This is a genomic window from Burkholderia ambifaria AMMD, from assembly GCF_000203915.1.
GTDB classification, from domain to species: Bacteria; Pseudomonadota; Gammaproteobacteria; order Burkholderiales; family Burkholderiaceae; genus Burkholderia; species Burkholderia ambifaria.
Genome location: NC_008390.1, coordinates 2,095,453 through 2,120,844, shown reverse-complemented (window position 1 = coordinate 2,120,844; position 25,392 = coordinate 2,095,453). Strand labels below are relative to the sequence as shown.

Sequence of the window (25,392 nt, the reverse complement as noted above, 5' to 3'; positions counted from 1 at the left end):
CAACGAAAGATTCCGTAGCAATTTTCCCGTCAACTTTCCCATGCGTGCCGCCGTTGAACCTGAATCCGCACCGCCGGTGCGTTCCGGGAGTCCACGACGATGAAAGCGAACGCTGCCGCCCCGGCATCGCCCGCGATGCAGGCGCCGCTCGACGCCGACGATGCGCTGTTCTTTCTGAGCCGTACCGGCTTTTCTCCCGCACCGGCCGAGGTCGCCCGCATCGTCGGCATGACGCGCGCGCAGGTCGTCGCCGATACGCTCGGCAACGTGCGCCGCGAGCCCGTGACGCGCTGGCCCGACTGGGTCGCCGAGTTGCCGCCGACCCGCGCGCAGCGCCAGGCGCTGACCCTCGACATGCGGCGCGACGAGCAGCGCGAACGCAATCGCCGCTACGATGCGTTGCGTGCGGCGTGGGTCAACGAGATGGTCGCGACGCCGTCGCCGCTCACCGAGCGCATGACGCTGTTCTGGCATGGGCACTTCACGTCCGGGCAGGACAAGGTCCCGTATCCGCAGACGATGGCCGCGCAGCATGCGCTGTTTCGCCGCGAGGCGCTCGGCAGCTTCGACACGCTGCTGCACGCGGTCGCGAAGGATCCAGCGATGCTCCAGTATCTCGACGGCGCGAGCAACCGCAAGGGACGCCCGAACGAGAATTTCGCGCGCGAGGTGATGGAGCTGTTCACGCTCGGCGAAGGGCATTACACGCAGCACGACGTGACCGAAGCCGCGCGCGCGATGACCGGCTGGAGCGTCGATCCCGATACGCTGCGCTTCGTGGCGCGGCCCGAGTGGCACGACACGGGCGAGAAGACGATACTCGGCGAGACCGGTGCGTTCGACGGCGACGGGTTTCTCGACATCCTGCTGAAGCGGCCCGACACTGCGCGCTTCATCGCGGGCAAGCTGTGGCGCGAGTTCGTGTCCGATACGCCGGACGCCGGCGCGCTCGAGGTCGTGGCCGAACGGTTTCGCGCGAGCGGCTACGACATCCGCACGGCGCTCGCCGCGCTCTGGTCGACCGACGCGTTCTGGGATCCGGGCAATCGCGGCGTGCTCGTCAAGTCGCCGGCCGAGTTCGTCGTCGGGTCGGTGCGGCTGTTCGACGTCGCGTACGGCGATCCGCAGATGCTCGCGAACACCGTGCGCACGCTCGGGCAGAACCTGTTCTATCCGCCGAACGTGAAGGGCTGGCCGGGCGGCGCGATGTGGATCAACAGCACCACGCTGCTCGCGCGCAAGCAGTTCGTCGAACAGCTGTTCCGCGCGACCGAGGCGGCCGGCATGCGGGCACCCGCGCACGCGATGGCGCAGCCGGTGCCGAATGCGCGTGCGCATGCGATGCCGGTTGCGGACACCGCCTCCGGTGCCAGCATGCCCGGTGCCGGTACGCCCGCTGCCGGTACGCCCGGTGCCGGCATGCCCGGCGCGCCGGTCAAGCCCGCACGCGGCGGCCTGCGGTTCGACCTCGAACGCTGGCTCGCGCAGTATCGTGTGCGGCCGCAGGCGCGCGCCGGCTTGTCCACCGAGCTTCAACTGCAGCACGCGGTGGTGCCGGTGTCGCCGGTCGCGGCGATCGATACGGACTCGACCGGCAGCGCGTATCTCGAGGCATTGCTGATGGATCCGGCTTATCAACTGAAATGACCGAAACGACGACGAACAGGCGCGCTGCGGCGGTGGCCATGCCGCGCGGCGAACCGAAGGATGCACGATGAACCGACGTGATTTTCTGACGCTCACGGGCGCCGCGGCCGCGGCGGGCGTGTCGTTGTGGCAGCCGGCCGCGCAGGCGGCTTCGATGCCCGCGGCGGGGCGGGCCGGCTATGGGAACGTGCTGATCCTCGTCGAGCTGAAGGGCGGCAACGACGGCCTCAACACGGTGGTGCCGTATGCGGATCCGCTCTACTACCAGTTCCGCCGCGGCATCGGCATCAAGCGCGACCAGGTGCTGCAGCTCGATGCGCATACGGGGCTGCACCCGGCGCTCGCGCCGCTGATGCCGCTGTGGCGCGACGGGCAGGTCGCGATCGTGCAGGGCGTCGGCTATCCGCAGCCGAACCTGTCGCATTTCCGTTCGATCGAGATCTGGGACACCGCGTCGCGCTCGGACCAGTACCTGCACGAAGGCTGGCTCACGCGGACGTTCGCGCAGGCGCCGGTGCCGCCGGGCTTCGCGGCGGACGGCGTCGTGCTCGGCAGCGCCGAGATGGGACCGCTCGCGAACGGCGCGCGCGCGATCGCGCTCGTCAATCCCGCACAGTTCATCCGCGCGGCGCGGCTGGCCGAGCCGTCGTCGCTGCGTGAACGGAACCCGGCGCTCGCACACATCATCGACGTCGAGAACGACATCGTGAAGGCGGCGGACCGGCTGCGCCCGCGTGGCGGGATGCGCGAGTTCAGGACGGCCTTTCCGGCCGGTACGTTCGGCACGTCGGTGAAGACCGCCATGCAGGTGCTCGCGGCGTGCGAAGCGTCCGGGCCAGGTGCGCAGGACGGGGTCGCGGTGCTGCGGCTCACGCTCAACGGATTCGACACGCACCAGAACCAGCCGGGACAGCACGCCGCGCTGCTCAAGCAGTTCGCGGAAGGGATGGGTGCGATGCGTGACGCGCTGATCGAGCTTGGGCGCTGGAATCAGACGCTCGTGATGACGTATGCGGAATTCGGGCGGCGCGTGCGCGAGAACCAGAGCAACGGCACCGATCACGGTACCGCCGCGCCGCATTTCGTGATGGGCGGCCGCGTGGCCGGCGGGCTGTACGGTGCGGCGCCCGCCCTCGGGCGCCTCGACGCCAACGGCAACCTGCCGGTCGCGGTCGATTTCCGTCAGCTGTATGCGACCGTGCTGGGGCCGTGGTGGGGACTCGATGCGACGCGCGTGCTGCAGCAGCGCTTCGACACGCTGCCGCTGCTGAAGGTGTGATGAGGGTCGTGCGTTGCGGCGCGGGTCAGCGGCGGCGCGCGGCGCGCCATGCGATCCACAGCTTGCGGATCGGCGTCAGCGCGATGCGCTGGTGCAGCACCTGGTAGCCGTCGCGCTCGATTTCGTCGAGCAGCGCGCCGGCCAGTGCGATCTGCGCACGGAGCGTGCGTTGCGCGCGGCGTTCGGACGCGGGGATCGCTGCGTCGGCGGCGGCGAGCGCTTCGCGCGCGCGGGCCGTCTGAAACTGCAGCAGCTCGGTGAAGGCCGGGCTGTAGCGACGGTTCAGCAGGTCGGCCGCGGTCACGTTGTAGCGTTGCAGTTCGTCGATCGGCAGATAGATGCGGCCATGGCGCGCATCGTTGCCGAGCTCCTGCACGAATTGCGCGAGCATCAGCGCGCGGCCGGCGTCCGCGGCCCACGGCTGCGGGTCGGCCGGATTCGCGGCGCTGGCGCGCGCGACCAGCGATGCGAAGGTGCCGCCGACCTGCGCGATGTAGCGTTGCAGGTTCGCGAAATCCAGGTAGCGCGCTTGTTCGAGATCCATCCCGTAACCGTTGACCAGCGTGCGCAGTGCGTCGGCTTCGGCCGCGATCGCCGGGTGGTGCTGCGCGAGCGCCTTCGTGACCGGGTGCGACGGTTCGCCGGCGGCGAGCGCCGCGAGCTCCTTGTGCCACCACGCGAGCTTCGTGTGTCCGACGGTCGGGTCGCTGGTTTCCTTGACGGTTTCCTCGAGCTCGCGGCGCAGCGCGAACAGGGCGGTCAGGCGCGGTTCGGCGGCGAGCGGCGCCTGGCGCAGCGCGTAGTAGACGCTGGAGCCCGCGGGGGCGGCCTTTTGCTGACAGTAGTCGTCGAAGTTCACGGGTGGGATCGTGGCGGAGGCGGGTTCGGGGGCGCGCGCCGGCGCGGGGCCGGCACGTCGAGCGCGGCATTCTAGCACCGCTGTCAGGCGGCCGCCGGCGGGGCGAGACAATGCCGCACAGATCGGGTAAAATCTCGCGCTCGCCTGATCGGGCGTGCCGGCGCTCGCCTGATCGGGCGTGCCGGTTTTCGGGCCGGCATGAAGCCCCGGCGCGTGGAGAACGCATCTTGCGTGCCGCGCGGTCAGGCAGCAGGAATGCGCGTGAGTGGCGAAATTGGTAGACGCACCAGGTTTAGGTCCTGACGCCCGCAAGGGTGTGCCGGTTCGAGTCCGGCCTCACGCACCACGAAGTCGAACGTGCCCCGCCAAGGGCCGTTCCTGAAAAGCGCTGCCGGTCGGCTGACCCGCAGCGCTTTTTTCTTGATGCCTGTGTTTTTCTCCGCCGGGGACTCGTCGACGCGCGCGCACGGAAAATCGTGCCTGGGGAGTGTAATATCGTGCTCACTTTACCTATAAGAAGCACAACTACACCGAGGGCAATCGATGAAGACCACCGTGTGCGCGCCGATTTCCGTTCTGGCGCTGATGCTCGTCGCGCCGGCATGTGCATCAACGCCCGCCGACAACATCGCATGGAGCACCAGGCCGGCACAGACGGTTGCATCGTCGTCGGTGTGCTCTGCCTATTCGGGGCGCGAGATTTCGAGCGGTGACCGGATGACGACGGAAACCGTGCTGAAAACGGTCGGCAGGGCGCTGGCTGGCACAGCACCGCCCCTCGTCATTGCCGAGCACCGGGGCGCAGCCCCCAATCCATGCGCGCAGCCCGGCTTGTGATGGGCGCGCAAGCGAACCTCAGCGATCATCGCTTCACCCTGAATCAAGCCCGATAACCCGCGTCGCGCGTCGCGTGACCGCAGCGCTTTGTCGTTTTGAGCGACGCGTCTAATCCCAGAAACTCCGCACCGCGACCGCCACGATCACCGGCACCGAAAACACCAGCGGAATCGCGAAATACTGCGCTTCGCGATCGACGATCCAGCTATAGATCAGCCACGCCACGCCGATCGCGAACGTGATGAGGCCGACCAGCACGGCGGCGATATTCAGAGCCAGCTTCGAAGGCTGGCGGCGCGCTTTGTCGTTGGTGTCGGGTTCGCGCGGAGACGATTTCATCTGACGAGGGGCCTGGCAGGTGTAAAAGCACAGGAAACCCCATCCGCACCGATCGCGCAAGGGCCGGCGCATGCCGGCCCCGTATCTTGTGTGAAGGCCCGTTACAAGCCGAACGACGCCGCCAGTTCGTCGAGCAGCTCGCGCTGGAACGCGACGAACCGCTCGCCGGGCTGCTGCGCGATCGCGAGCTCGAGCATCGGATCGGCGACCTCGGTACGGATGCCGGCCAGTTCCTCGACGATCGCGAGCCCGCAGAACGGCACATACGCCTCCGAATACCCGCCTTCATGGACGATCACGAGCCGCCCGCCGCAGTGGCGCTGTGCCGCGTCCTTCACCGCCCGCGTCATGAACCGGTAGCTGTCGGTATGCAGCAGCATGCGCGCGAGCGGATCGACCGCGCTCGCATCGAGGCCGCTCGCGACGACGATCAGTTCCGGCCGGAACCGTTCGAGCGCCGGCAGCACGATCCGCTCGAACGCATACCGATACGCGTCATCTCCGCTGCCTGCCAGCAACGGCACGTTCAGGTTCGCTCCGACGCCCGCGCCTTCGCCGCGGTCGCTGCCGCCGCTGTAGCCGGGCGGAAAGCAGCGGTCCTGATGCAGCGAGATCGTCAGCGTGTTGGGATCGTCGTAGTAGATCGACTGCGTGCCGTTGCCGTGATGCACGTCCCAGTCGATCACCGCGACGCGGTCGATGCCGTGCTTCGCGCGCGCGGCCTCGATCGCGATCGGAATGTTCGCGAGCAGGCAGAAGCCCATCGGGCGATCGCGCAGGCAGTGATGGCCGGGCGGCCGCGACAGCGAGAATGCGCTGGCCGCATGCTCGGCGACGACGGTGTCGATCGCCGCGATCGCGAGGCCCGCGGACAGCGTGGCGATCTCGTAGCTGCCCTTGCCGAACGGCGCGAGATCGCCGAGGTCGCCGCCGTGCGCATCGCTGAGCGCGCGGAACGCGTCGAGATAGCTGGCCGGATGGATGCGCAGCAGATCGTCGGCGGTGGCCGGCGCGGCGCCGCGCATGTCGAGGTGAGCGGCAAGGCCCGACGCCTGCACGAGCGACAGGAAGCGGCGCTTCGAATCGGGAGACTCCGCGTAGCCGGCGCTCGATGGCGGCTGGACCCAGCCGCCGACCGGGAAGAACAGCGCGTGCGTGCCGCCGGTGTGCCAGAAGGTGCGTTCGTCGGTGAAGAAGGCAGTGCGATTCATGGATGTGCTCGACCTGTCACGGTTGGGAAGAAACGGAAGTCATGGGCGTGCGCGCGCGGCGATCGAGATGGCGCAGCGCGGCGAACGACGCGATCGCGCCGGCGGTGGCGACCGCGAACAGTGCATGCATCGTGCCGCCGGCATCGAGCAACAGCCCGGCGAGCAGCGGGCCGGCCGCGAGGCCCGCACCGATCACGAAATTGAGCGTCGCGACGAGGCGCCCCGACGTATCGATCTGCGCGACGGTCGCGAGCATGAACGGCAGCACGAACGTCCATGCGAACTTGAACGCGAAGATCGCGGCGCTGTAGCCGCTCGCATGCGGCAGCGCGGCGAGTGCGACGAGCGATGCCGCGAGCAGCGCGTAACCGGCGGCCAGCATCGCGCGCCTGGCAAACCGGCCGCCTGCGCACGACGCGAGCGCCGCGCCGGCAATCCCCATCACGCTCGCGATCGCGAGCACGTTGCCGGTCGACTGCGGATCGAGGCCGGCCTGCGCCGCCGCGCGGCTCGCGAACGTCCACACGCTGCCGATCGCGAGATAGAACATCAGCACCGCGCCGATCGCGAGCACGACGAAACGTCGTGACGCATCGGCATCGGCGCCGCCGCGCGCGGCCTGTGCCGACGCGGTCCGTACACCGAGCGTCGCTGGAAAGCCGCGCGACAGCGGCGCCGCGAACAGCGCGAGCACGGCCAGCGCGACATATAGCGCGCGCAGCCCGAACGCGGCGAACACGTGCGGCAGCACGAACAGGCCGACGGCGCCGGCGGTCAATTGCCCGACGACCCACAGCCCATACACGCGATCGCTGTTCTCGCTCGTGGCCGCGCTGGTCATGCAGAGCACCATCAGCGAGCCGCCGCCGAGCGCGGTGACGGCACGCAGCGCGAGCAGCGCGCCGAAGCCCGGCATCCACAGCGCGGTCAGCAGGTTGCCCATACCGAACAGGGCGATCGCGTACGCAGCGACGCGGCGCGCATCGATGCGGCCGAGCCACAGATACGACGGTACGGTCGCGAGGCTGAACGCGCCGAGTTCGACGAAGAAGTAGGTGCCGATCTGCGATGCGGACAGCCCGAGCTGCGTCGCCAGCTGAGCGGCGACGGCCGGCGCGACGAGCAGCAGCAGCGGCGTGATGGCCGCGAACACGACGAGCGCGACGAGTGTCGAGCGCGCGAAAGTCGCCGTGCGGCCGTCGGACGGCAGCGCGGCATCGGAGCAAAGGGTTTTCATGGCGGGATCTCGCTGGACGGAATCAGAACAGGTGGTACATGCCGACCATCGCGCCGAACTGCGATGCGCCGGCAAGCGGCGTCGGGTCGTATTCGTAGACGGTCTGCGAGCTCTGGCCGCTATTGCGCGCATAGCCGAGGTTCACGTAGGCGACGGTGCGTTTCGACAGCGCGTAGGTGGTGCTCGCGATGAACAGCGTCGGGTGGCCGATCGCCGGCGTGCGCGAATCGGTGTGGTAGAAGCCCGCGTTCAGTCCGACTCCGCTCGCGGTCAGGTAGCGCGCGCCGCCCCAGACGATCGTGCGCGCCGCATCGAGATCGCCGCTCAGGCGTTCGACGCCCGCATAGACGGTGAGCGGCAGTGACGCGAATGCATACCGTGCGGCGAGCGTGCCGAGGTCGCGGCGGCGCGCGGAAGCATCGTCCGCGGCGGATGCGTCGCCGTGCGCCTGATGCAGCACCGCACTGACCGACAACCCGTTGCTCGTGTACTGGCCGCCGAGTTCGAGCACGCGCCCGGCGCGCGTATTGCCCGCGACGCCGGCCGTCGCCGCGAGGGCCTCGACATCGAAGCCGGCGAACGTGGGCGACTGATACTTGATCGAGTGGTCGATGAAGTTCGCCGTCATCGGCACGATCACGCCCTGGCCGCTGTACGACGCGTACCACAGCGGGTCGTAGAGCAGCGTCTTGTCGAACAGCACGCTGAATTGCCGCCCGAGCGTGACGGTGCCGGCCGGGCCCGCGACACCCACGTACGCGCCGCGGAAGAACGCATAGCCGGGGGCGGTCGCGGTGCCGTCGTTGAGGTTGAGGCCCTGTTCGAGCTTGAACAGCGCGCGCCAGCCGCCGCCGAGATCCTCGTGGCCCTTCAGCCCGATCTGCGAAGGCAGGATCCCGTAGTTCTGCAACTGCACGGCCGCGTGTCGTCCGTCGGCATGCGTCAGGTACTGCACGCCGGCGTCGAGCGCGCCGTACAGCGTGAGGGTCGACTGCGCATGCGCGGCAACGCTGCATGCGGCGAGCGCCGCGGCGGCCGGGGCCGTGCGGATGAAGCGGAGTGTCATCACGTCGGGTTCTCCATACCGTCCTGCATCGTGTGTTGTTGTCGCGACGCAGTGTCCGCAGCGGGAAATCGGGCGAACAGTCGTGCAGATGAACGGTGTGGAAAACCCGCGGTGCACGGCGTGGCCGTGCCGCGACGCCGCGCTGCGGCGTGCCGCGCGCCAGCAACGGGTGGCGTACCGTTCAAATGGATGGGGCTGGCGTGCGTTCCGGCAGCGACGCCCGCCAAAAATGCCGGTCGCTATAATCGGCCGGTCTGCGTTGCGCGCATCAGCGGCCCGGTCGGGCAGGGGAGCGGAAAGTGAGGATCACGACGGATATCGGGCAGGATCTCGACGCGCTGCGCGACGTGCCGGCCGCGATCGTGCTCGACGAATCCGCATGGCCGCCGTTGCCGCCACGGCGGGCCGATTTCGACGGCGTGACGCGCGGCGATGCAGCGCAGCGCGAACTCGGCTTGATGTTGCTCGACCTGTACGCGGTCGCCGCGCGGTCGAGCATCGGCGAATTCGAGTGCCGCTTCTTTTCGCTGCTGCAGGCGCTCATTCCCTTCGACGCCGCGTGGACCGGCGTCGCCACGCACGTGCCGACCGGCCCCGTGATGCACAACAGCTTCCTGTATCGCCTTCCGAACGCGTTCTTCAGCGACTGGAAACGCGTGCGCGACTGCGATCCGCTCGCGCAACGCACGCTGCTCGGCGCGCACGGTCGAGCGGTGCGCCTGTCGGTCGTCGAACCGGGGTTCGACGCGCGGTTTCGCGACTGGTGCGTGAAGTACGGGCTGGCGCAGTTGATGTGCGTGTGCACGCTCGATCGCCGCTTCGGATTGACGACCTTCATGTCGATCTATCGCCAGGGCCTGAATCGTCCGTTCAGCGAGGACGACGCGAGCCGCTTCGAGGAAGTGATCCCGCATCTGGCTGCCGCGCTGACGATCAACCGCGCAGCGCAGCTCACGCGCGAGCGCGACGACGCGGTTGCGCCGGCGGCACGCGCGCTGTGCGACAACTTCGGCGTGCTGCATCACGCCGATCACGGCTTCGACGACGTGCTGCGCACCGAATGGCCGACGTGGACGGGCCCGCGCATCCCGGAGCCGCTGGTCGCGCATGGGCGGCGTCAGTCGGGCCAGCCGTTCATCGGCGACGCGTTGCGCATCCAGTGCGTGCCCGTCGCGGGGCTGTTCCAGATCGAGGCGCGGCCTCGCTCGCTGCTCGACCGGCTGAGTCCGCGCGAACTGGCGGCGATCCGCTATTACGGCACCGGACGCTCGCATAAGGAGGTCGCCCAGCAGATGGCGATTTCGCCGACGACCGTGCGTCACTACCTGCGCTGCGCGTACCGCAAGCTCGGCATGCACGACAAGAGCCAGATCGCCGGCGTGCTCGGCGCGGCCGGCGGCCCGAGCGTCGATGAGCCGCCGGAGGCGGGCGGTGCGGCGCGCTGAATCGCCCGTGCGAACCCACGCCGCGGGCGCTTGCGTAAATGGTTGTGCCCGCAACCATTGAGCGTTATGCTCGTCAGCTTCCCGAAGACGGAATTTCATCATGAACGACACGAATTCAGGGTCGGTGCGCGCGGCGGTGGTCGGTGTCGGCGCGATCGGCGGATTGCTCGCGGCGGCGCTGTCGCGCGCCGGCATGACGGTGAGCGCCTACGCGCGCGGCGCGACGCTCGATGCGCTGAACGCACACGGCGTGCGCGTGATCGACGAGGCGGGCGCGGTGTCGTCGGTCCCGGTGCGCGCGAGCGACGACGCGGCCGCGCTCGGCGTGCAGGACTACGTGGTGATCGCGCTGAAGGCGCAGGCGTTGCCGGCGCTAGCCGCGCGCATCGCGCCGCTGATCGGGCCCGGCACGGTGATCGTCGCCGCGATGAACGGGCTGCCGTGGTGGTTCACGCACGGGCTCGCGGGCCCGCTCGACGGCGTGCCGCTCGACGCGGTCGACCCGGCCGGTGCGGTCTCGGCGGCGCTGCCGCCCGAGCAGGCGATCGGCTGCGTCGTGCACCTGTCGTCGAGTACCGATGCGCCGGGTCTCGTGCGCCGCGGTCGCGGCAACCGCCTGATCATTGGCTCGCCCGATGCGCGGCTCGACGCGCCGACCGCGCGATTCGCGGCGGCGCTCGCCGCGGGCGGCTTCGACGTCGAATCGACGCCGGCGATCCGCACCGAGATCTGGACGAAGCTGTGGGGCAACATGAACATGAATCCGTTGAGCGCGCTCACGGGTTCGACCGCCGAGCAACTGCTCGACGATCCGTTCACGCGGGATCTTGCGTTGCGGATGATGGAGGAGGCGGCCGCGATCGGCGCGAAACTCGGTCTCGATACGGGGATGGCCGGACCCGAGCGGATCGCCTTGACGCGCAAGCTGGGCGCGTTCAAGACGTCGATGCTGCAGGATTTCGAGGCAGGGCGACCGCTCGAGACCGGGCCGATCCTCGGCGTGTTTCCTGAACTGGGGCGCAAGCTCGACGTGCCGACGCCGTATTGCGATGCGGTGCTGGGGCTGCTGCGTCAGCGCGCGGCGAACAGCGGGCTATAGCGCAAGGGGATCGCTGCGGAGATGGCCAGGTTTGATGAAGAATGACGAGCAGTCGTTCGATACGTGCACGGCGGGGAAAACCGGGCCGCCGCCCGTGCGCTTGCGCGATTCACCCGACGGGAGCGATTCGGGTGATCTGAAGGATCCATCTGAATAAAGCGGCGCGCGCTGAATCGCTCGTGTCCCATCTGCGCGGGGCCAGCGTACAGCGCGCCGATTCCGGTACATGTGTCGCACGTCGCAACGCGCACGGATCGCCCCGCCCGCGACACTCACTCGTCGCCGTCGACCGCGTGCGCGACCACCTTGTCGAGCAGCCGCTCGAACGTCTGGCGCTCGCTGTCGGACAGGCATGCGAGCAAGCCTTCATTCCACTTGCGCACGATCGGCATGATCCGGCGATGCAGCGCGCGGCCGTCGGCCGTCAGCGCGATCAGCACGATCCGGCCGTCGTCCTCGCTCGCGCTGCGCTCGAGCAGCCCCTGGCGCAGCAGCGCTTCCGCCGCGCGGCTCGCCTGGCTCTTGTCGAGATTGGTATGACGTGCGAGATCCATGATCGAGAACGGACCGAACGCGCCGACGGCGGCGATCACGCGCGCCTCGGGCAGCGAGATGTCCAGCTTGTGCCGGTACACGTCGGCGATCCCGCGGTCGGATCGCTTCGTGAGCGCATGGAGGCGATAGGTCAGAAACTGATCGAGCCCGGCTTGACGGCCTTTCATGTCGAATCCTGAAGAAAAAGGGCGGGCCCGATTGTTCCTGTATCGCGCGCTCGGGTCAACGGTCAGTGTGCGCCGTACTTCAGCCGTGTCAACTGCTCCGCTTCGTTCGCGAGCAGATTCGCCGCGTCGCGGATCGCGACGTCGAGCGTGATCGGCCCCGGTGCGGGCGAGAAGCAGCCGGCGAAGTGTTCGGACAGGCGCGGCAGCGCGGCCGGGTCGACGGCGCCGGACAACAGCGACGCGGGCACGCCGGCGGCCTGCGCGTGACGGCACGCGATGAACGGCGCCTTGCCGTGCAGCGTCTGCACGTCGGAGCGGCCTTCGCCGGTGATCAGCCAGTCGGCGCCGGCGAGCGCCGCGTCGAGCCCGACCTGCCGCGCGACGACTTCCGCGCCGGCTTCGAACCGCGCGCCCAGCATGTGCAGCGCAAAACCCAGGCCGCCCGCGGCGCCGGCACCGGCCAGGTCGCGGCCGCGCCGGTCGAGCGCCGCCTCGAGCAGGTCGGCGAAGTGGCCGAGCGCGGCATCGAGGGTCGCGACTTGCTCGGGCACCACGCCCTTTTGCGGACCGAACACCGCGGTCGCGCCGTGCGCGCCCGTCAGCGGATTGTCGACGTCGGACATGCCGATGAATTCCGCTTCCTTCAGGCGCGGATCGAGCGCCGACGCGTCGATCCGCGCAATGTTTGCGAGCCGCGCGGGGACGGGCTCGACCGGCTGGCCGGCCGCGTCGAAGCATTGCAGGCCGAGGCCCGCGAGCAACCCTGCGCCCGCGTCGTTGGTGCTGCTGCCGCCGAGCGCGACGAAGAAGCGGCGCACGCCTTCGTCGAGCAGCGTGCGGATCGCTTCGCCCATCCCGCGCGTGCTGCGCGCGTCGACCGGCACGCTCATGCCGACCGCATCGGTGATGCCGACGATCTCGGCCGTCTCGACGATCGCGGTGCGCGCATCGATCACGCCCACCGCCGCATCGCGTGCCGCGAGCGACGCGCCGGCCACCCGCAGCGCACGCCGCGTGCCGCCGCCTGCCAGCATCGCGTCGAGCGTGCCTTCGCCGCCGTCGGCCATCGGGCAGCAGCGCACGACCGCGTCGGGCCGGGCGCGGCGGATGCCGGTGGCGATCGCGTCCGCGACCTGCTCGGCGGAAAGCGAGCCTTTGAACGAATCGGGCGCGATGACGACGACAGGCGCGGACGGGTGGTGCGGCATGGTGTCTCCGGGAAGCGTAATTGGTGTGAAAAATGGGGGCGCGACGGCGGCGCACCCTCATTCGGAGCTTACAGGATGGTGGGCGCGCGGTGGATACGTCGTTCGGCATAGCGACAATCCGCGCGCATTGCCGTGCACGGGCGCGGGCGGCACGCGGGAGCGCACCCTGTCATGCGGATCTGGCGGTACGAGGAAAATTGTTTGCTAGAATAGTCGATTCTTCCGGCCAAAGCCGTGCTCCGAGCCGCTTGCGCTAGCCATTCGGCGCGTGCAGGGATGGCGTGGCGCTCCGGCGCGGCATGTGGATGTGATGCACATCTCGCCGCAGGCAGGCACGGCAAGGAAAACCCGATTCGCTCGAATAATTTTAGGACGATTGAAGCCATGGCTAACGTTGTTGAGAACCTCGGCAAGCTTGAACGCCGCGTGACGATTTCCCTGCCGAAAGACACCGTGCAGAAGGAAATCGACGCCCGTATCCAGAAACTCGCGAAGAACGTTCGCATGCCGGGTTTCCGCCCGGGCAAGGTGCCGCTGAAGATGGTCGCCCAGCAGTACTCGGGTCAGGTCGAAGCGGAAGTGCTGAGCGACAAGATCGGCCAGGAATTCTTCACGATCAGCCGCGCGGAAAACCTGCGCGTGGCCGGCCAGCCGAGCTTCGAGCCGAAGCAGGAGCAGGCCGAGGACGCCTACGCGTTCGACGCGACGTTCGAGGTCTACCCGGAAGTGAAGATCGGCGACCTGGCGACGGCTGAAGTCGAGCGCTCGACCACGTCGATCGGCGACGCCGAAATCGACCGCACGCTGGACATCCTGCGCAAGCAGCGCGTGCACTACCACGCTCGCGGCGAAGCCGGCGAGCACGGCGACGGCGGCGCGGACACCGCGGCGAAGGACGGCGACCGCGTGACGGTCGACTTCGTCGGCAAGATCGACGACGTCGCGTTCCAGGGCGGCACGGCCGAAGACTTCCCGTTCGTGCTCGGCGAAGGCCGCATGCTGCCGGAATTCGAAACGGCGGCGCTCGGCCTGAAGGTCGGCGAACAACGTACGTTCGATCTGAAGTTCCCGGACGACTACCACGGCAAGGACGTGGCCGGCAAGACGGCGCAATTCACGGTCACGATGAAGAAGATCGAGTGGCCGCACCTGCCGGAAATCGACGCCGAATTCGCGAAGTCGCTCGGCATCGAAGACGGCGACCTGACGAAGATGCGCGCCGAGATCAAGGAAAATCTCGAGCGCGAAGCGAAGCGCCGCACGCAGTCGATCGTCAAGAACCAGGTGATGGACGCGCTGCTGAAGATTTCCGAACTCGACGTGCCGAAGGCGCTGATCGAGCAGGATCAGCAACGCCTCGTCGAAATGGCTCGCCAGGACCTGGCGCAGCGCGGCGTGCCGAACGCGAAGGACGCACCGATCCCGGCCGAGATGTTCGCCGAGCAGGCAGAGCGTCGCGTGAAACTGGGCCTCGTGCTGGCTGAACTCGTGAAGGCGAACGGCCTCGAAGCGAAGCCGGAACAGATCCGCGCGGAAGTCGACGAGTTCGCGAAGAGCTACGAAGACCCGAAGGAAGTGGTCCGCTGGTATTATTCCAACCAGCAGCGCCTCGCCGAGATGGAAGCGTTCGTCGTTGAAAGCAACGTCGTCGACTTCGTGCTGGGCAAGGCAAAGGTGACGGACAAGGAAGTGAGCTTCGAGGCACTCGCGAGCGCATCGTCGCAAGCGTAAGTGTCGCTCTAGCGGCGTGCCGGCTGTCGGAGCGACGGCCTGCACGCCGTTTTTACGTCAAGCGCACGGTTGCCATTAATATGGCGATTGAGCGGGCGGCTTCCTTCCGTTCAATTTTCCATTCGAACAAGGTTCATTGAATGATCACTCGCGCTGAATTGCTGGACATGCTTGCTTCGAACGCGCCGCAGGGTTTCGAGGCGCAAGCGCTGGGGCTGGTGCCGATCGTCGTCGAAACGAGCGGCCGCGGCGAGCGTTCGTACGATATTTATTCGCGTCTCCTGAAGGAGCGCCTGGTGTTCATGGTCGGCGAAGTGAACGACCAGACCGCCAACCTCGTGGTCGCGCAATTGCTGTTCCTCGAGAGCGAGAATCCCGACAAGGACATCAGCCTCTACATCAACAGCCCGGGCGGCTCGGTGTCGGCCGGCATGGCGATCTACGACACGATGCAGTTCATCAAGCCGGACGTGTCGACCCTCTGCATGGGCCTCGCGGCCAGCATGGGCGCATTCCTGCTCGCATCGGGCGCGAAGGGCAAGCGTTTCGCGCTGCCGAACTCGCGCGTGATGATTCACCAGCCGCTCGGCGGCGCACGCGGCCAGGCGTCCGACATCGAGATCCAGGCACGCGAAATCCTCTACCTGAAGGAACGGCTGAACAACCTGCTCGCGCAACATACGGGCCAGGACGTCGAGCGCATCGCGCGCGACACCGACCGTGATAACTTCATGTCGAGCGAGGACGCGAAGGCGTACGGGCTGATCGACCAGGTGCTGCTGAAGCGCCCGTGAATTTAAGTGGGGTGCCGCCCCGATTCGGGCGGCGCCCGCTGCAACGTCCCGAGTGCCTTGAGCATCTGCGGCAAGCGCATCCAGCCGGCTCCGGTCGCGCCCTAGGCGCGGCGTCCGGAGCATTCGGCGTATCATGTCATTTACCTGTCCGGAGGCTCTACATTCATGGCGGACAAAAAAGGTTCGAACAGCGAGAAGCTGTTGTATTGCTCGTTCTGCGGAAAGAGCCAGCATGAGGTGAAGAAACTCATTGCCGGCCCGTCGGTATTCATCTGCGATGAATGCATCGACCTCTGCAACGAGATCATTCGCGACGAGGCGGCTGCCGCCGGCGTCGAGGCCAGCCTGTCCCGGTCGGATCTGCCGAGCCCGCAGGAAATTCGCGACATCCTCGATCAGTACGTGATCGGGCAGGAGCGCGCGAAGAAGATCCTCGCGGTGGCCGTGTACAACCACTACAAGCGCCTGAAGCATCTCGACAAGAAGGACGACGTCGAGCTGTCGAAGAGCAACATCCTGCTGATCGGCCCGACGGGCTCCGGCAAGACGCTGCTCGCGCAGACGCTCGCGCGGTTGCTGAACGTGCCGTTCGTGATCGCCGATGCGACGACGCTGACCGAAGCCGGCTACGTCGGCGAGGACGTCGAGAACATCATCCAGAAGCTGTTGCAGAACTGCAACTACGAGGTCGACAAGGCCCAGCGCGGGATCGTCTACATCGACGAAATCGACAAGATCAGCCGCAAGTCGGACAACCCGTCGATCACGCGCGACGTGTCGGGCGAGGGCGTCCAGCAGGCACTGCTGAAGCTCGTCGAAGGCACGATGGCGTCGGTGCCGCCGCAGGGTGGCCGCAAGCATCCGAACCAGGATTTCATTCAGGTCGACACGACCAACATCCTGTTCATTTGCGGCGGCGCGTTCGACGGTCTCGAGAAGGTGATCACCGATCGCACCGAAAAGACGGGCATCGGCTTTGGCGCGACGGTCAAGAGCAAGCAGGAACGCGACGCGGGCGAAGTGCTGCGCGAGACGGAACCGGAAGACCTGATCAAATTCGGTCTGATCCCCGAATTGATCGGCCGCCTGCCGGTGGTCGCGACGCTCGGCAAGCTCGATGAAGCCGCGCTGATGAAGATCCTCGTCGAGCCGAAGAATGCGCTCGTCAAGCAGTATCACAAGCTGTTCGCGATGGAGCGCGTCGAGCTGGAAATCCGGCCGGGCGCGTTGCAGGCAGTCGCCCGCAAGGCGATCCGCCGCAAGACCGGCGCGCGCGGCTTGCGTTCGATCATCGAACAGGCATTACTCGACGTGATGTACGAGTTGCCGGCGATGAAAGGGGTCAGCAAGGTCATCATCGATGAAAACGTGATCGATGGCGACGGCAAACCCCTGCTGATCTATGAGGACACGCCGAAAGTGGCGGGTTCGAACTGACCGGCTTGCCGACGATGTTCTGCGAAAAAGGCCGTTCATGAGTCCGTGGGCGGCTTTTTTTCGTTTATCTTGTGGGTAACTCTGACTCGACACGCGGTGGTTACTTTCTTACCGAATATTTCCCGCACTTGAAGGCTTGCAATTCGTTGTGGCGGCCTCAATTACCGAACAATTGATTCCACTCATGGGGAAATGAAATGTCAGGCACCCAACTTCTTCCGCCGGAACGCATCACGCTCCCGCTGCTGCCGCTGCGGGACGTCGTCGTTTTCCCGCACATGGTGATTCCGCTCTTCGTGGGCCGGCCGAAATCGATCAAGGCCCTCGAAGCAGCGATGGAAGGCGGCAAGCACATCATGCTCGTCGCCCAGAAAACCGCGGCCAAGGACGAACCGACCGAAAAGGACATGTACGAGGTCGGTTGTATCGCCAACATCCTGCAGATGCTGAAGCTGCCGGACGGCACCGTGAAGGTGCTCGTCGAGGGCCTGCAGCGCGCGAAGGCGTTGTCGATCGAAGAGCAGGAGACGCAGTTCTCCTGCGACGTGATGCCGCTCGAGCCCGATCACGCCGACAGCGCGGAAACGGAAGCGCTGCGCCGCGCGATCGTGTCGCAGTTCGACCAGTACGTGAAGCTGAACAAGAAGATCCCGCCGGAGATTCTCACGTCGCTGTCGGGCATCGATGAAGCCGGTCGCCTCGCGGACATGATCGCCGAGCGTCTGCCGCTGAAGCTCGACCAGAAGCAGCACATCCTCGAGATGTTCCCGGTCATCGAGCGCCTCGAGCACCTGCTCGCGCAGCTCGAAGCCGAGATCGACATCCTGCAGGTCGAAAAGCGCATCCGCGGGCGCGTGAAGCGCCAGATGGAAAAGAGCCAGCGCGAGTACTACCTGAACGAACAGGTCAAGGCGATCCAGAAGGAACTGGGCGAAGGCGAGGAGGGTGCGGATCTCGAGGAACTCGAGAAGCGCATCAACGCCGCGCGCATGCCGAAGGAAGCGAAGAAGAAGGCCGACGCCGAGCTCAAGAAGCTGAAGCTGATGTCGCCGATGTCGGCGGAAGCGACCGTCGTGCGCAACTACATCGACACGCTGATCGGCCTGCCGTGGCGCAAGAAGAGCAAGGTCAACAACGATCTGTCGAACGCCGAGCAGGTGCTCGACGAGGATCACTTCGGCCTCGAGAAGGTGAAGGAACGCATTCTCGAGTACCTCGCGGTGCAACAGCGCGTGGACAAGGTCAAGGCGCCGATCCTGTGCCTCGTCGGGCCCCCGGGCGTCGGCAAGACCTCGCTCGGCCAGTCGATCGCGCGTGCGACGAACCGCAAGTTCGTCCGGATGGCGCTCGGCGGCGTGCGTGACGAAGCCGAGATCCGCGGTCACCGCCGGACGTACATCGGCTCGATGCCGGGCAAGATCCTGCAAAGCCTCGCGAAGGTCGGCGTGCGCAATCCGCTTTTCCTGCTCGACGAAGTCGACAAGATGGGCATGGATTTCCGCGGCGATCCGTCGTCGGCGCTGCTCGAAGTGCTCGATCCGGAACAGAACCACACGTTCGCCGATCACTACATCGAAGTCGACTTCGACCTGTCGGACGTGATGTTCGTCGCGACGTCGAACTCGCTGAACATCCCGCCGCCGCTGCTCGACCGGATGGAAGTGATCCGTCTGTCGGGCTACACGGAAGACGAGAAGGTCAGCATCGCGCAGCGTTACCTGCTGCCGAAGCAGAAGAAGAACAACGGGCTGAAGGACGGCGAGGTCGACGTCACCGAACAGGCGATCCGCGACATCATCCGCTACTACACGCGCGAAGCCGGTGTGCGTTCGCTCGAGCGGGAAGTGTCGAAGATCTGCCGCAAGGTCGTGAAGATGCTGCTGCTGAAGAAGGCATCGGGCGCGATCAAGGTCGATGGCGAGAACCTCGATACGTTCCTCGGCGTGCGCAAGTACGACTTCGGCCTCGCGGCGAAGGAAAACCAGGTCGGTCAGGTGACGGGCCTCGCGTGGACTGAAGTCGGCGGCGATCTGCTGACGATCGAAGCCGCGGTGATGCCGGGCAAGGGCAACGTGATTCGCACGGGTTCGCTCGGCGACGTGATGAAGGAGTCGGTCGAGGCTGCGCGTTCGGTCGTGCGCTCGCGTTCGCGGCGTCTGGGCATCAAGGACGAAGCGTTCGAGAAGCAGGACATCCACATCCACGTGCCGGAAGGCGCGACGCCGAAGGACGGTCCGTCGGCGGGCGGTGCGATGACGACCGCGCTGGTGTCGGTGCTGACGGGCATTCCCGTGCGTGCCGATGTCGCGATGACGGGCGAGATCACGCTGCGTGGCGAAGTGCTGCCGATCGGCGGGCTGAAGGAAAAGCTGCTGGCTGCGCATCGCGGCGGCATCAAGCTCGTGCTGATTCCGGAAGAGAACGTGAAGGATCTCGCGGACATTCCGGACAACGTGAAGAACGCGATCGAGATCGTGCCGGTCCGCTGGATCGACAAGGTGCTCGAGCTCGCGCTCGAACGTACGCCGACCCCGCTGCCGCCGGAAGAAGAGGCGAAGGCTGCGGCACCGGTTGGCGACGCGGCGAAGGATGCCGGCTCGACGGAAGTCGTCAAGCACTGAGAAGCTGAATACCGTCACTGACGGTTGTTCACGAAACCCGCGGCGTGTCCGCGGGTTTTTTTATGCGCATCGGCATCGCGTGCGTGAGTGTTGAACGATGCGCGTTGAAAAAAATTCACGTGCGGGCTTGGCAAAATGATTGGAGATGAATTAAACTTGCGGGCTCGCTGGTTGTTGATGCCGAAATGCAGATCGCGGCCAGAACGAATCGGAAACGGGTGCTTAGCTCAGCTGGTAGAGCGGCGCCCTTACAAGGCGTAGGTCGGGGGTTCGAACCCCTCAGCACCCACCAGTTTCCCGATTCAGCCAGACCAAGGAGCGGTAGTTCAGTTGGTTAGAATACCGGCCTGTCACGCCGGGGGTCGCGGGTTCGAGTCCCGTCCGCTCCGCCAGAAAATGAGAAAGCCCGCCTTGTGCGGGCTTTTTCATTTGTATTTCCGTTCGTGCCCGCTTGCGGGCGCGTGACTAGCGGAGTGGAGGAAGCCGCCTGCGCGGCTTCCGGCGGGACTCGAAGGGCTGCGCGTGCACGCGCAGCCGCGGCCTGCGGGATGTAGGCGAGTCCCGTCCGCTCCGCCAGAAAATGAAGAAGCCCGCCTCGTGCGGGCTTTTTCATTTGCATCGCCGGCCGCGCCCCGTTCGTTACGCACCTGCTTTTCTCCCGTGCCACCCCGTATGTTGTAATATCGGACGTTTTGTCCAATTTTCCCGTCACGCATGCTCGATTTCTTCCGTAATCACCAGCGCCTGATGATGGCGCTCCTGCTCCTTATCGTGTTGCCGGGGCTGGGTTTCGTCGGGATCCAAGGTTTCCGCGGCTTCTTCGACGACAGCGCGAACGTCGCTGCGATCAACGGGCACAAGATCACGCGGGTCGAATTCGACGGCGCGTTCCGTCAGCAGATCGACCAGGCGCGCCAGGCGCTCGGTGGGCAGTTCGACATCAAGGCATTCGACACGCCGGAACATCGCAAGCAGGTCCTCGACGGCCTGATCCAGCAACGCGTGCTGGCCGATGAGACGCAACGCCTGCACCTGACCGCATCCGACAACGCCGTGCGCGACGCGCTGATGAGCGACCCGATGATCGCGTCGCTGAAGAAACCCGACGGTTCGATCGACGTCGAGCGCTATGCCCAGCTGCTGTCGTTCCAGGGAATGACGCCCGAGCAGTACCAGGAGCGCGTGCGCTACAGCCTCGCGCTGCAGCAGATTCCGGCCAGCATCGTGGCGAGCGCATTCACGCCGAAGGGCCCGGCGCAACGCCTGTCGGAGCTGGCCGCGCAGCAGCGCGAAGTGCAGGCGCTCGTGCAGAAGACGAGCGACTACGCGGCGAAGGTGCAGCCGACCGACGCGCAGCTCACCGCGTACTATGACGCGCACAAGCAGAGCTTCGCGACGCCGGAAACCGCGACGATCCAGTATCTCGTCTATTCGCCGGCCGCGGCCGCCGCGAGCGCACAGCCGAACGATGCGGACATCAAGAAGTTCTACGACGACAACCCGACGCACTTCCGCTCGGAAGCGCAGGTACGCGTGAGCCACATCTTCATCGCCGCAGCGAGCGACGCGAGCGCCGCCGACAAGGCAGCCGCGAAGGCGAAGGCCGAGCAGCTGCTGGCCGACGTGAAGGCGCATCCGGACCAGTTCGCGCAGATCGCGCAGAAGAACTCGCAGGATGCACCGTCGGCAGCGAAGGGCGGCGATCTCGGCTTCATCACGCGCGGCTCGACCGCGGGTGGCAAGGCGTTCGACGATGCCGCGTTCGCGCTGAAGCAGGGCGACGTCAGCGGTGTCGTGCAGTCGGATCTTGGCTTCCACATCCTGAAGGCGACGGAAGTGAAGCCGTCGGTGGTCAAGCCGTTCGCCGACGTGAAGGATCAGATCGCGGTGCAGCTGAAGCAGCAGTATGCAGCGAAGGCGTTCACGGACAACGCGGAAGGCTTCACGTCGACCGTGTATGAAAAGGCGAAGACGCTGCAGCCGGCCGCCGACAAGTACAAGCTGACGATCCAGACGGCCACGGTCATGCCGACGCCGAATCCGCAGCTGCCGCCGACGAGCCCGCTGAACAATCCGAAGTTCCTCGCTGCCGTGTTCGCGAGCGACTCGGTGAAGAGCCAGAACAACACGCAGGCGATCGACGTGGGCAACAACACGCTGATCTCGGCGCGCGTGACCGACTACAAGCCGGCTGCCGTGCCGGCGCTCGACACGATCAAGGACGCGGTGCGTCAGAAGGTCGTCGCCGAGCAAGCCACGGAACTCGCGAAGAAGGACGGCGCGGCGAAGCTGGCCGAGCTGCAGAAGTCGAAATCGGCCGATGGCTTCACGCCCGTCCAGAAGGTGTCGCGCATGCAATCGCAAGGCCTGACGCCGGCCGCGCTGAGCGCCGTCTACAAGGTCGATGCGAAGACGCTGCCGGCCTACGTCGGTGTCGATCTCGGTGCGGACGGCTACGCGATCTATCGCGTGAACGCGGTGATCCCGGGCACGGCCGTCGATCCGCAGCAACTCGCGGCCGCGCAGCAGCAGATGGCGCAGGTCGAAGCGCAAAGCGAAGGCGAAGCGTATCTCGCCGCGCTGCGCGACCGCTCGAAGGTGAAGCTGTACGGCACCACGCCGAGCCAGTCGCAGGACAGCGGCAACTGAGCGTAGCGCCGTTCACGGTTTCGCACGCAACAACAGAAAGCCCCGCTGCGAGCGGGGCTTTTTGCTTTCCGGCGACGGTGAATAGTCGGGTCAGCCGCGCGGTTTACCGAGCAGCGGTTTCAGCGCGGGCCAGACGTTGTCGAGCAGGACGCCCTGCGCCTGCTGCGTGGGATGCATCTGGTCCGACTGGAACATCTCCGGCTTGTTTTCGATGCCGGCCAGCAGGAACGGCACGAGCGGGACGCCGAGCTCCTTCGACAGCCGCGTATAGAGCGCATGGAATTTCTGCGTGTAATCGGGCCCGTAGTTGGGCGGCACGTACATGCCGACCAGCACGACCTTCGCACGCGCTTGCCGCGCATCGGCGATGATGTCACGCAGGTTCTGCTCGGTCGTCGCGAGCGGCACGCCGCGCAGCGCGTCGTTCGACCCGAGCTCGACGACGACGATCGACGGCTTGAGCCGTTGCAGCACCGCGGGCAGCCGTGCGCGGCCGCCGCTCGTGGTGTCGCCGCTGATGCTTGCGTTCGCGACGCTATAATCGATTCGCTCGGTCGCGAGCCGTTGCCGCAGCAGCGCAACCCAGCCGGTGTCGCGCGGCAGCCCGTATTCGGCCGACAGGCTGTCGCCCAGCACGACGAGCGCGGGCCGGCCCTGGCCCGATGTCGGGGCCGCCGTTGCGGCGCGTGCGGGCACGGTTGCTGCGAGCAACGTACCCAGCAGCGCGGCGAGCGCCGCGCGTCTCTTCCAGTGGAATGTCGTGTCCATGTTCAAGATTACCGATCCGATCATCGAAGTCCAAGACGTATGCAAGCGGGTCGCCGATGCAACGGGCGAGCTGACGATCCTCGACGGCATCACGCTCAGTGTGCGATCCGGCAGCAGCCTCGCGATCGTCGGTGCGTCGGGGTCCGGCAAATCGACGCTGCTCGGCCTGCTTGCGGGGTTGGACAGCGCGACGAGCGGCACGGTTCGCCTGCTCGGGCGCGCGCTCGACCAGCTCGACGAGGACGAGCGCGCCGCGCTGCGCAACGGCGCCGTCGGATTCGTGTTCCAGTCATTCCAGTTGATGCCGCACCTCACGGCGCTCGAGAACGTGATGCTGCCGCTCGAGCTGCGGGGCGGCATCGGTGCGCGCGAAGCGGCCGAGCGGGCCCGCGCGCTGCTCGTGCAGGTCGGTCTCGGCGAGCGCACCGCGCATTATCCGAAGCTGCTGTCCGGTGGCGAACAGCAGCGCGTCGCGCTCGCGCGCGCGTTCGTCACGCACCCGGCGATCCTGTTCGCCGACGAACCCACCGGCAGCCTCGATGCGGCCACGGGCCACGCGGTCATCGACCTGATGTTCGAACTGAATCGCGCGCACGGCGCGACGCTCGTGCTCGTCACGCACGATGCCGAACTCGCGCGCCGCTGCGCGACGACGGTCACGATCGACGCCGGACGCATCGTCGCGCCGCAGGCCGCGTAGCACGGCGCTGAATGCTTGCGCCGGTCGCACACGGTCAATTGCCGGTGCGACCGGCATGCGCAAGACGCTGTCGCGTCAGCGCTTGAGCGCCGCACGCGCGCGCTCGATCAGCGCGGTCGTCGACGAATCGTGCTTCGCGGGATCGACCGACTCGGCCGACAGGTCGGCTTCGACGACCTTGCCGAGAATCTTGCCGAGCTCGACGCCCCACTGGTCGAACGGATTGATGTCCCACACCGTCGCCTGCACCAGCACCTTGTGCTCGTAGAGCGCGATCAGCGCGCCGAGCGTGCGCGGCGTCAGCGCATCCACCAGCAGCGTCGTCGTCGGCCGGTTGCCGGGGAACGTCAGGTGCGGCGCGAGCGCTTCCTTGCCGGGGCCGGCGACCTTGCGCGCTTCGTCGAGCGTGCGGCCGAGCATCAGCGCTTCGCTCTGCGCGAAGCAGTTCGCGAGCAGCTTCGGATGATGGCTCGCGAGCGGATGCTCGGGCGTCAGCACCGCGATGAAGTCGATCGGCACGATCGTCGGGCCCTGGTGCAGCATCTGGAAGAACGCGTGCTGGCCGTTGGTGCCCGGCTCGCCCCACGTGACGGCCGACGTCGGGTAGTCGACGAACGTGCCGTCCAGGCGTGCGGACTTGCCGTTGCTTTCCATCTCGAGCTGCTGCAGGTACGACGGCAGGTAGTGCAGCGCTTCCGAATACGGCGCGACGAGATAGCTCTGCGAGCCGAAGAAGTTGCGGTACCAGATGCCGATCAGGCCGAGCAGCACCGGCAGGTTGCGTTCGAGCGGCGCCTGGCGGAAATGGCGGTCCATGTCGTTCGCGCCGGCGAGCAGTTCGTCGAACTGCTCGGGCCCGATCGCGATCATGATCGACAGGCCGACCGCCGACCACAGCGAATAGCGGCCGCCGACCCAGTCCCACATTTCGAACACGTTGTCCGCGTCGATGCCGAACTTCACGACTTCGGCCGGGTTCGCCGACACGCCGACGAAGTGCTTCGCGAGGGCGGCCTCGGGGCAGCCGCGCGCGACGAACCAATCGCGCAGCGAGCGTGCGTTCGTCATCGTCTCGAGCGTCGTGAAAGTCTTCGACACGATGATCGCGAGCGTTTCCTCCGGATCGACCTGTTCGAGCACGCGCGCGAGATCGGCGCCGTCGACGTTCGACACGAAGTGAGTCGAGATGTCCGGGCTCGCGACGTGATGCAGCGCATGCGTGACCATCTTCGGGCCGAGATCCGAACCGCCGATGCCGATGTTGATCACGTGGCGGATGCGCTTGCCGGTGTAGCCGGTCCACGCGCCGCTGCGCACGGCGCGCGCGAAGGTCGCCATCTTCGCGCGCTCGGCGCTGATCTGCGCATGGAACGGCGCGTGCGGGTCGGTCGCGCGCAATGCCGTATGCAACGCGGCGCGGCCTTCGGTCGGGTTGACGATCTCGCCGGCGAACATCGCGTCGCGGCGCGCTTCGACGCCCGCTTCGCGGGCCAGTTGCACGAGCAGGCGCAGCGTGTCGTCGTTGATGCGGTTCTTCGACAAGTCGGCCGCAAGGCCGCCGCCGGGAATCGTGAAGCGTTCGGCACGGGTCGGCGCGCGGTCGTTTTCCGGCGCGAACCAGTCGCGCAGCCGCGCATGGCGGATTTGTTCGAAGTGGGATTGAAGGGCAGTCCAGGCGGGGAGCGAATTCAGCGTCATGGCGGTTCGAGTGAAGCGTGAATCGGGAGGAATGCCGCGCCGGCT

General features: G+C 66.8%; 20 protein-coding genes and 3 tRNA genes. 14 read left to right on the top strand and 9 right to left on the bottom strand.

The features are described from left to right. The first annotated feature begins 99 nt into the window (after positions 1–99). Together BAMB_RS09695 and BAMB_RS09690 are read left to right on the top strand one after the other, a co-directional pair. Positions 100–1,647, top strand: a complete 1,548-nt coding sequence (locus BAMB_RS09695; RefSeq protein ID WP_011657174.1) for a DUF1800 domain-containing protein — start codon at positions 100–102, stop codon at positions 1,645–1,647. A 67-nt stretch (positions 1,648–1,714) separates the two neighbouring features. Then, positions 1,715–2,926: a DUF1501 domain-containing protein gene (locus BAMB_RS09690; RefSeq protein WP_011657173.1), complete on the top strand. Its 1,212-nt coding sequence runs from the start codon at positions 1,715–1,717 to the stop codon at positions 2,924–2,926. Between the two features lie 25 nt (positions 2,927–2,951). Here BAMB_RS09690 and hpnD read toward each other — a convergent pair whose 3' ends face one another. After that, entirely contained in the window at positions 2,952–3,785 is an 834-nt protein-coding gene (gene hpnD, locus BAMB_RS09685) for a presqualene diphosphate synthase HpnD (protein ID WP_041491204.1), read from the bottom strand. Between the two features lie 259 nt (positions 3,786–4,044). Here hpnD and BAMB_RS09680 point away from each other — a divergent pair. Together BAMB_RS09680 and BAMB_RS33600 are read left to right on the top strand one after the other, a co-directional pair. Further along, positions 4,045–4,131 (top strand) — tRNA-Leu (locus BAMB_RS09680). A gap of 197 nt (positions 4,132–4,328) precedes the next feature. After that, positions 4,329–4,622, top strand: a complete 294-nt coding sequence (locus tag BAMB_RS33600) for a hypothetical protein (RefSeq protein ID WP_011657171.1) — start codon at positions 4,329–4,331, stop codon at positions 4,620–4,622. 108 nt (positions 4,623–4,730) lie between these two features. On the opposite strand, the gene BAMB_RS09675 is transcribed toward BAMB_RS33600, so the two are convergent. From BAMB_RS09675 to BAMB_RS09660, 4 genes are all read right to left on the bottom strand, one after another. Next, on the bottom strand, positions 4,731–4,961 hold the full coding sequence (locus tag BAMB_RS09675) for a hypothetical protein (protein WP_006752038.1): 231 nt from the start codon (positions 4,959–4,961) through the stop codon (positions 4,731–4,733). 101 nt (positions 4,962–5,062) lie between these two features. Beyond that, positions 5,063–6,172: a class II histone deacetylase gene (locus BAMB_RS09670; RefSeq protein ID WP_011657169.1), complete on the bottom strand. Its 1,110-nt coding sequence runs from the start codon at positions 6,170–6,172 to the stop codon at positions 5,063–5,065. A gap of 16 nt (positions 6,173–6,188) precedes the next feature. Continuing rightward, a complete protein-coding gene (locus tag BAMB_RS09665) occupies positions 6,189–7,409 on the bottom strand; it encodes an MFS transporter (RefSeq protein WP_011657168.1) in 1,221 nt (406 codons plus the stop codon). A gap of 22 nt (positions 7,410–7,431) precedes the next feature. Beyond that, entirely contained in the window at positions 7,432–8,475 is a 1,044-nt protein-coding gene (locus BAMB_RS09660) for a porin (RefSeq protein WP_011657167.1), read from the bottom strand. A 299-nt stretch (positions 8,476–8,774) separates the two neighbouring features. Here BAMB_RS09660 and BAMB_RS09655 point away from each other — a divergent pair, with 299 nt between their 5' ends. Then, entirely contained in the window at positions 8,775–9,920 is a 1,146-nt protein-coding gene (locus BAMB_RS09655; protein WP_011657166.1) for a helix-turn-helix transcriptional regulator, read from the top strand. Positions 9,921–10,020: 100 nt separating this feature from the next. Next, complete coding sequence (locus tag BAMB_RS09650) at positions 10,021–11,019, top strand: 2-dehydropantoate 2-reductase (protein WP_011657165.1); 999 nt, start codon at positions 10,021–10,023, stop codon at positions 11,017–11,019. 272 nt (positions 11,020–11,291) lie between these two features. Here the strand turns inward: BAMB_RS09650 and BAMB_RS09645 are convergent, their stop codons facing one another. Then, positions 11,292–11,741 (bottom strand): MarR family winged helix-turn-helix transcriptional regulator, encoded by a 450-nt coding sequence (locus tag BAMB_RS09645; RefSeq protein WP_011657164.1) that lies wholly within the window; start codon positions 11,739–11,741, stop codon positions 11,292–11,294. Positions 11,742–11,803: 62 nt separating this feature from the next. Next, entirely contained in the window at positions 11,804–12,949 is a 1,146-nt protein-coding gene (locus tag BAMB_RS09640) for a glycerate kinase (RefSeq protein WP_011657163.1), read from the bottom strand. A gap of 384 nt (positions 12,950–13,333) precedes the next feature. On the opposite strand from BAMB_RS09640, the gene tig reads away from it, so the two are divergent. The 7 genes from tig (at position 13,334) to BAMB_RS09605 (ending at position 22,181) form a co-directional block, all read left to right on the top strand. Beyond that, positions 13,334–14,680, top strand: a complete 1,347-nt coding sequence (gene tig, locus BAMB_RS09635) for a trigger factor (RefSeq protein ID WP_011657162.1) — start codon at positions 13,334–13,336, stop codon at positions 14,678–14,680. Positions 14,681–14,820: 140 nt separating this feature from the next. Then, positions 14,821–15,474 (top strand): ATP-dependent Clp endopeptidase proteolytic subunit ClpP, encoded by a 654-nt coding sequence (gene clpP / locus BAMB_RS09630; RefSeq protein ID WP_006496351.1) that lies wholly within the window; start codon positions 14,821–14,823, stop codon positions 15,472–15,474. Between the two features lie 165 nt (positions 15,475–15,639). Next, positions 15,640–16,911, top strand: coding sequence for an ATP-dependent Clp protease ATP-binding subunit ClpX (clpX, locus tag BAMB_RS09625; RefSeq protein WP_006754177.1), 1,272 nt, complete (start codon positions 15,640–15,642; stop codon positions 16,909–16,911). Between the two features lie 197 nt (positions 16,912–17,108). Beyond that, positions 17,109–19,532: an endopeptidase La gene (gene lon, locus BAMB_RS09620; protein ID WP_011657161.1), complete on the top strand. Its 2,424-nt coding sequence runs from the start codon at positions 17,109–17,111 to the stop codon at positions 19,530–19,532. Between the two features lie 216 nt (positions 19,533–19,748). Then, positions 19,749–19,824: transfer RNA gene (locus BAMB_RS09615), tRNA-Val, on the top strand. 23 nt (positions 19,825–19,847) lie between these two features. Then, a tRNA-Asp gene (locus tag BAMB_RS09610) sits at positions 19,848–19,924 on the top strand. Positions 19,925–20,246: 322 nt separating this feature from the next. Continuing rightward, positions 20,247–22,181: a SurA N-terminal domain-containing protein gene (locus tag BAMB_RS09605; protein ID WP_011657160.1), complete on the top strand. Its 1,935-nt coding sequence runs from the start codon at positions 20,247–20,249 to the stop codon at positions 22,179–22,181. A gap of 90 nt (positions 22,182–22,271) precedes the next feature. Here the strand turns inward: BAMB_RS09605 and BAMB_RS09600 are convergent, their stop codons facing one another. Next, positions 22,272–22,949, bottom strand: coding sequence for an arylesterase (locus BAMB_RS09600; protein WP_011657159.1), 678 nt, complete (start codon positions 22,947–22,949; stop codon positions 22,272–22,274). Here BAMB_RS09600 and BAMB_RS09595 point away from each other — a divergent pair. Further along, positions 22,948–23,649: an ABC transporter ATP-binding protein gene (locus BAMB_RS09595; protein WP_011657158.1), complete on the top strand. Its 702-nt coding sequence runs from the start codon at positions 22,948–22,950 to the stop codon at positions 23,647–23,649. The genes BAMB_RS09600 and BAMB_RS09595 overlap by 2 nt on opposite strands. 75 nt (positions 23,650–23,724) lie before the next feature. Here BAMB_RS09595 and pgi read toward each other — a convergent pair whose 3' ends face one another. Next, entirely contained in the window at positions 23,725–25,347 is a 1,623-nt protein-coding gene (pgi, locus tag BAMB_RS09590; protein ID WP_012364074.1) for a glucose-6-phosphate isomerase, read from the bottom strand. Positions 25,348–25,392 lie beyond the last annotated feature (45 nt).

Bases quoted from the DNA above. Each gene is read 5' to 3' on its own strand.
- pgi (WP_012364074.1), bottom strand. From the start codon at position 25,347: ATGACGCTGAATTCGCTCCCCGCCTGGACTGCCCTTCAATCCCACTTC.
- BAMB_RS09660 (WP_011657167.1), bottom strand. From the start codon at position 8,475: ATGACACTCCGCTTCATCCGCACGGCCCCGGCCGCCGCGGCGCTCGCC.
- BAMB_RS09670 (WP_011657169.1), bottom strand. From the start codon at position 6,172: ATGAATCGCACTGCCTTCTTCACCGACGAACGCACCTTCTGGCACACC.
- BAMB_RS09605 (WP_011657160.1), top strand. From the start codon at position 20,247: ATGCTCGATTTCTTCCGTAATCACCAGCGCCTGATGATGGCGCTCCTG.
- BAMB_RS09665 (WP_011657168.1), bottom strand. From the start codon at position 7,409: ATGAAAACCCTTTGCTCCGATGCCGCGCTGCCGTCCGACGGCCGCACG.
- BAMB_RS09690 (WP_011657173.1), top strand. From the start codon at position 1,715: ATGAACCGACGTGATTTTCTGACGCTCACGGGCGCCGCGGCCGCGGCG.
- BAMB_RS09650 (WP_011657165.1), top strand. From the start codon at position 10,021: ATGAACGACACGAATTCAGGGTCGGTGCGCGCGGCGGTGGTCGGTGTC.
- BAMB_RS33600 (WP_011657171.1), top strand. From the start codon at position 4,329: ATGAAGACCACCGTGTGCGCGCCGATTTCCGTTCTGGCGCTGATGCTC.
- BAMB_RS09600 (WP_011657159.1), bottom strand. From the start codon at position 22,949: ATGGACACGACATTCCACTGGAAGAGACGCGCGGCGCTCGCCGCGCTG.
- BAMB_RS09640 (WP_011657163.1), bottom strand. From the start codon at position 12,949: ATGCCGCACCACCCGTCCGCGCCTGTCGTCGTCATCGCGCCCGATTCG.
- clpX (WP_006754177.1), top strand. From the start codon at position 15,640: ATGGCGGACAAAAAAGGTTCGAACAGCGAGAAGCTGTTGTATTGCTCG.
- clpP (WP_006496351.1), top strand. From the start codon at position 14,821: ATGATCACTCGCGCTGAATTGCTGGACATGCTTGCTTCGAACGCGCCG.
- lon (WP_011657161.1), top strand. From the start codon at position 17,109: ATGTCAGGCACCCAACTTCTTCCGCCGGAACGCATCACGCTCCCGCTG.
- BAMB_RS09595 (WP_011657158.1), top strand. From the start codon at position 22,948: ATGTTCAAGATTACCGATCCGATCATCGAAGTCCAAGACGTATGCAAG.
- BAMB_RS09675 (WP_006752038.1), bottom strand. From the start codon at position 4,961: ATGAAATCGTCTCCGCGCGAACCCGACACCAACGACAAAGCGCGCCGC.
- BAMB_RS09695 (WP_011657174.1), top strand. From the start codon at position 100: ATGAAAGCGAACGCTGCCGCCCCGGCATCGCCCGCGATGCAGGCGCCG.
- tig (WP_011657162.1), top strand. From the start codon at position 13,334: ATGGCTAACGTTGTTGAGAACCTCGGCAAGCTTGAACGCCGCGTGACG.
- BAMB_RS09645 (WP_011657164.1), bottom strand. From the start codon at position 11,741: ATGAAAGGCCGTCAAGCCGGGCTCGATCAGTTTCTGACCTATCGCCTC.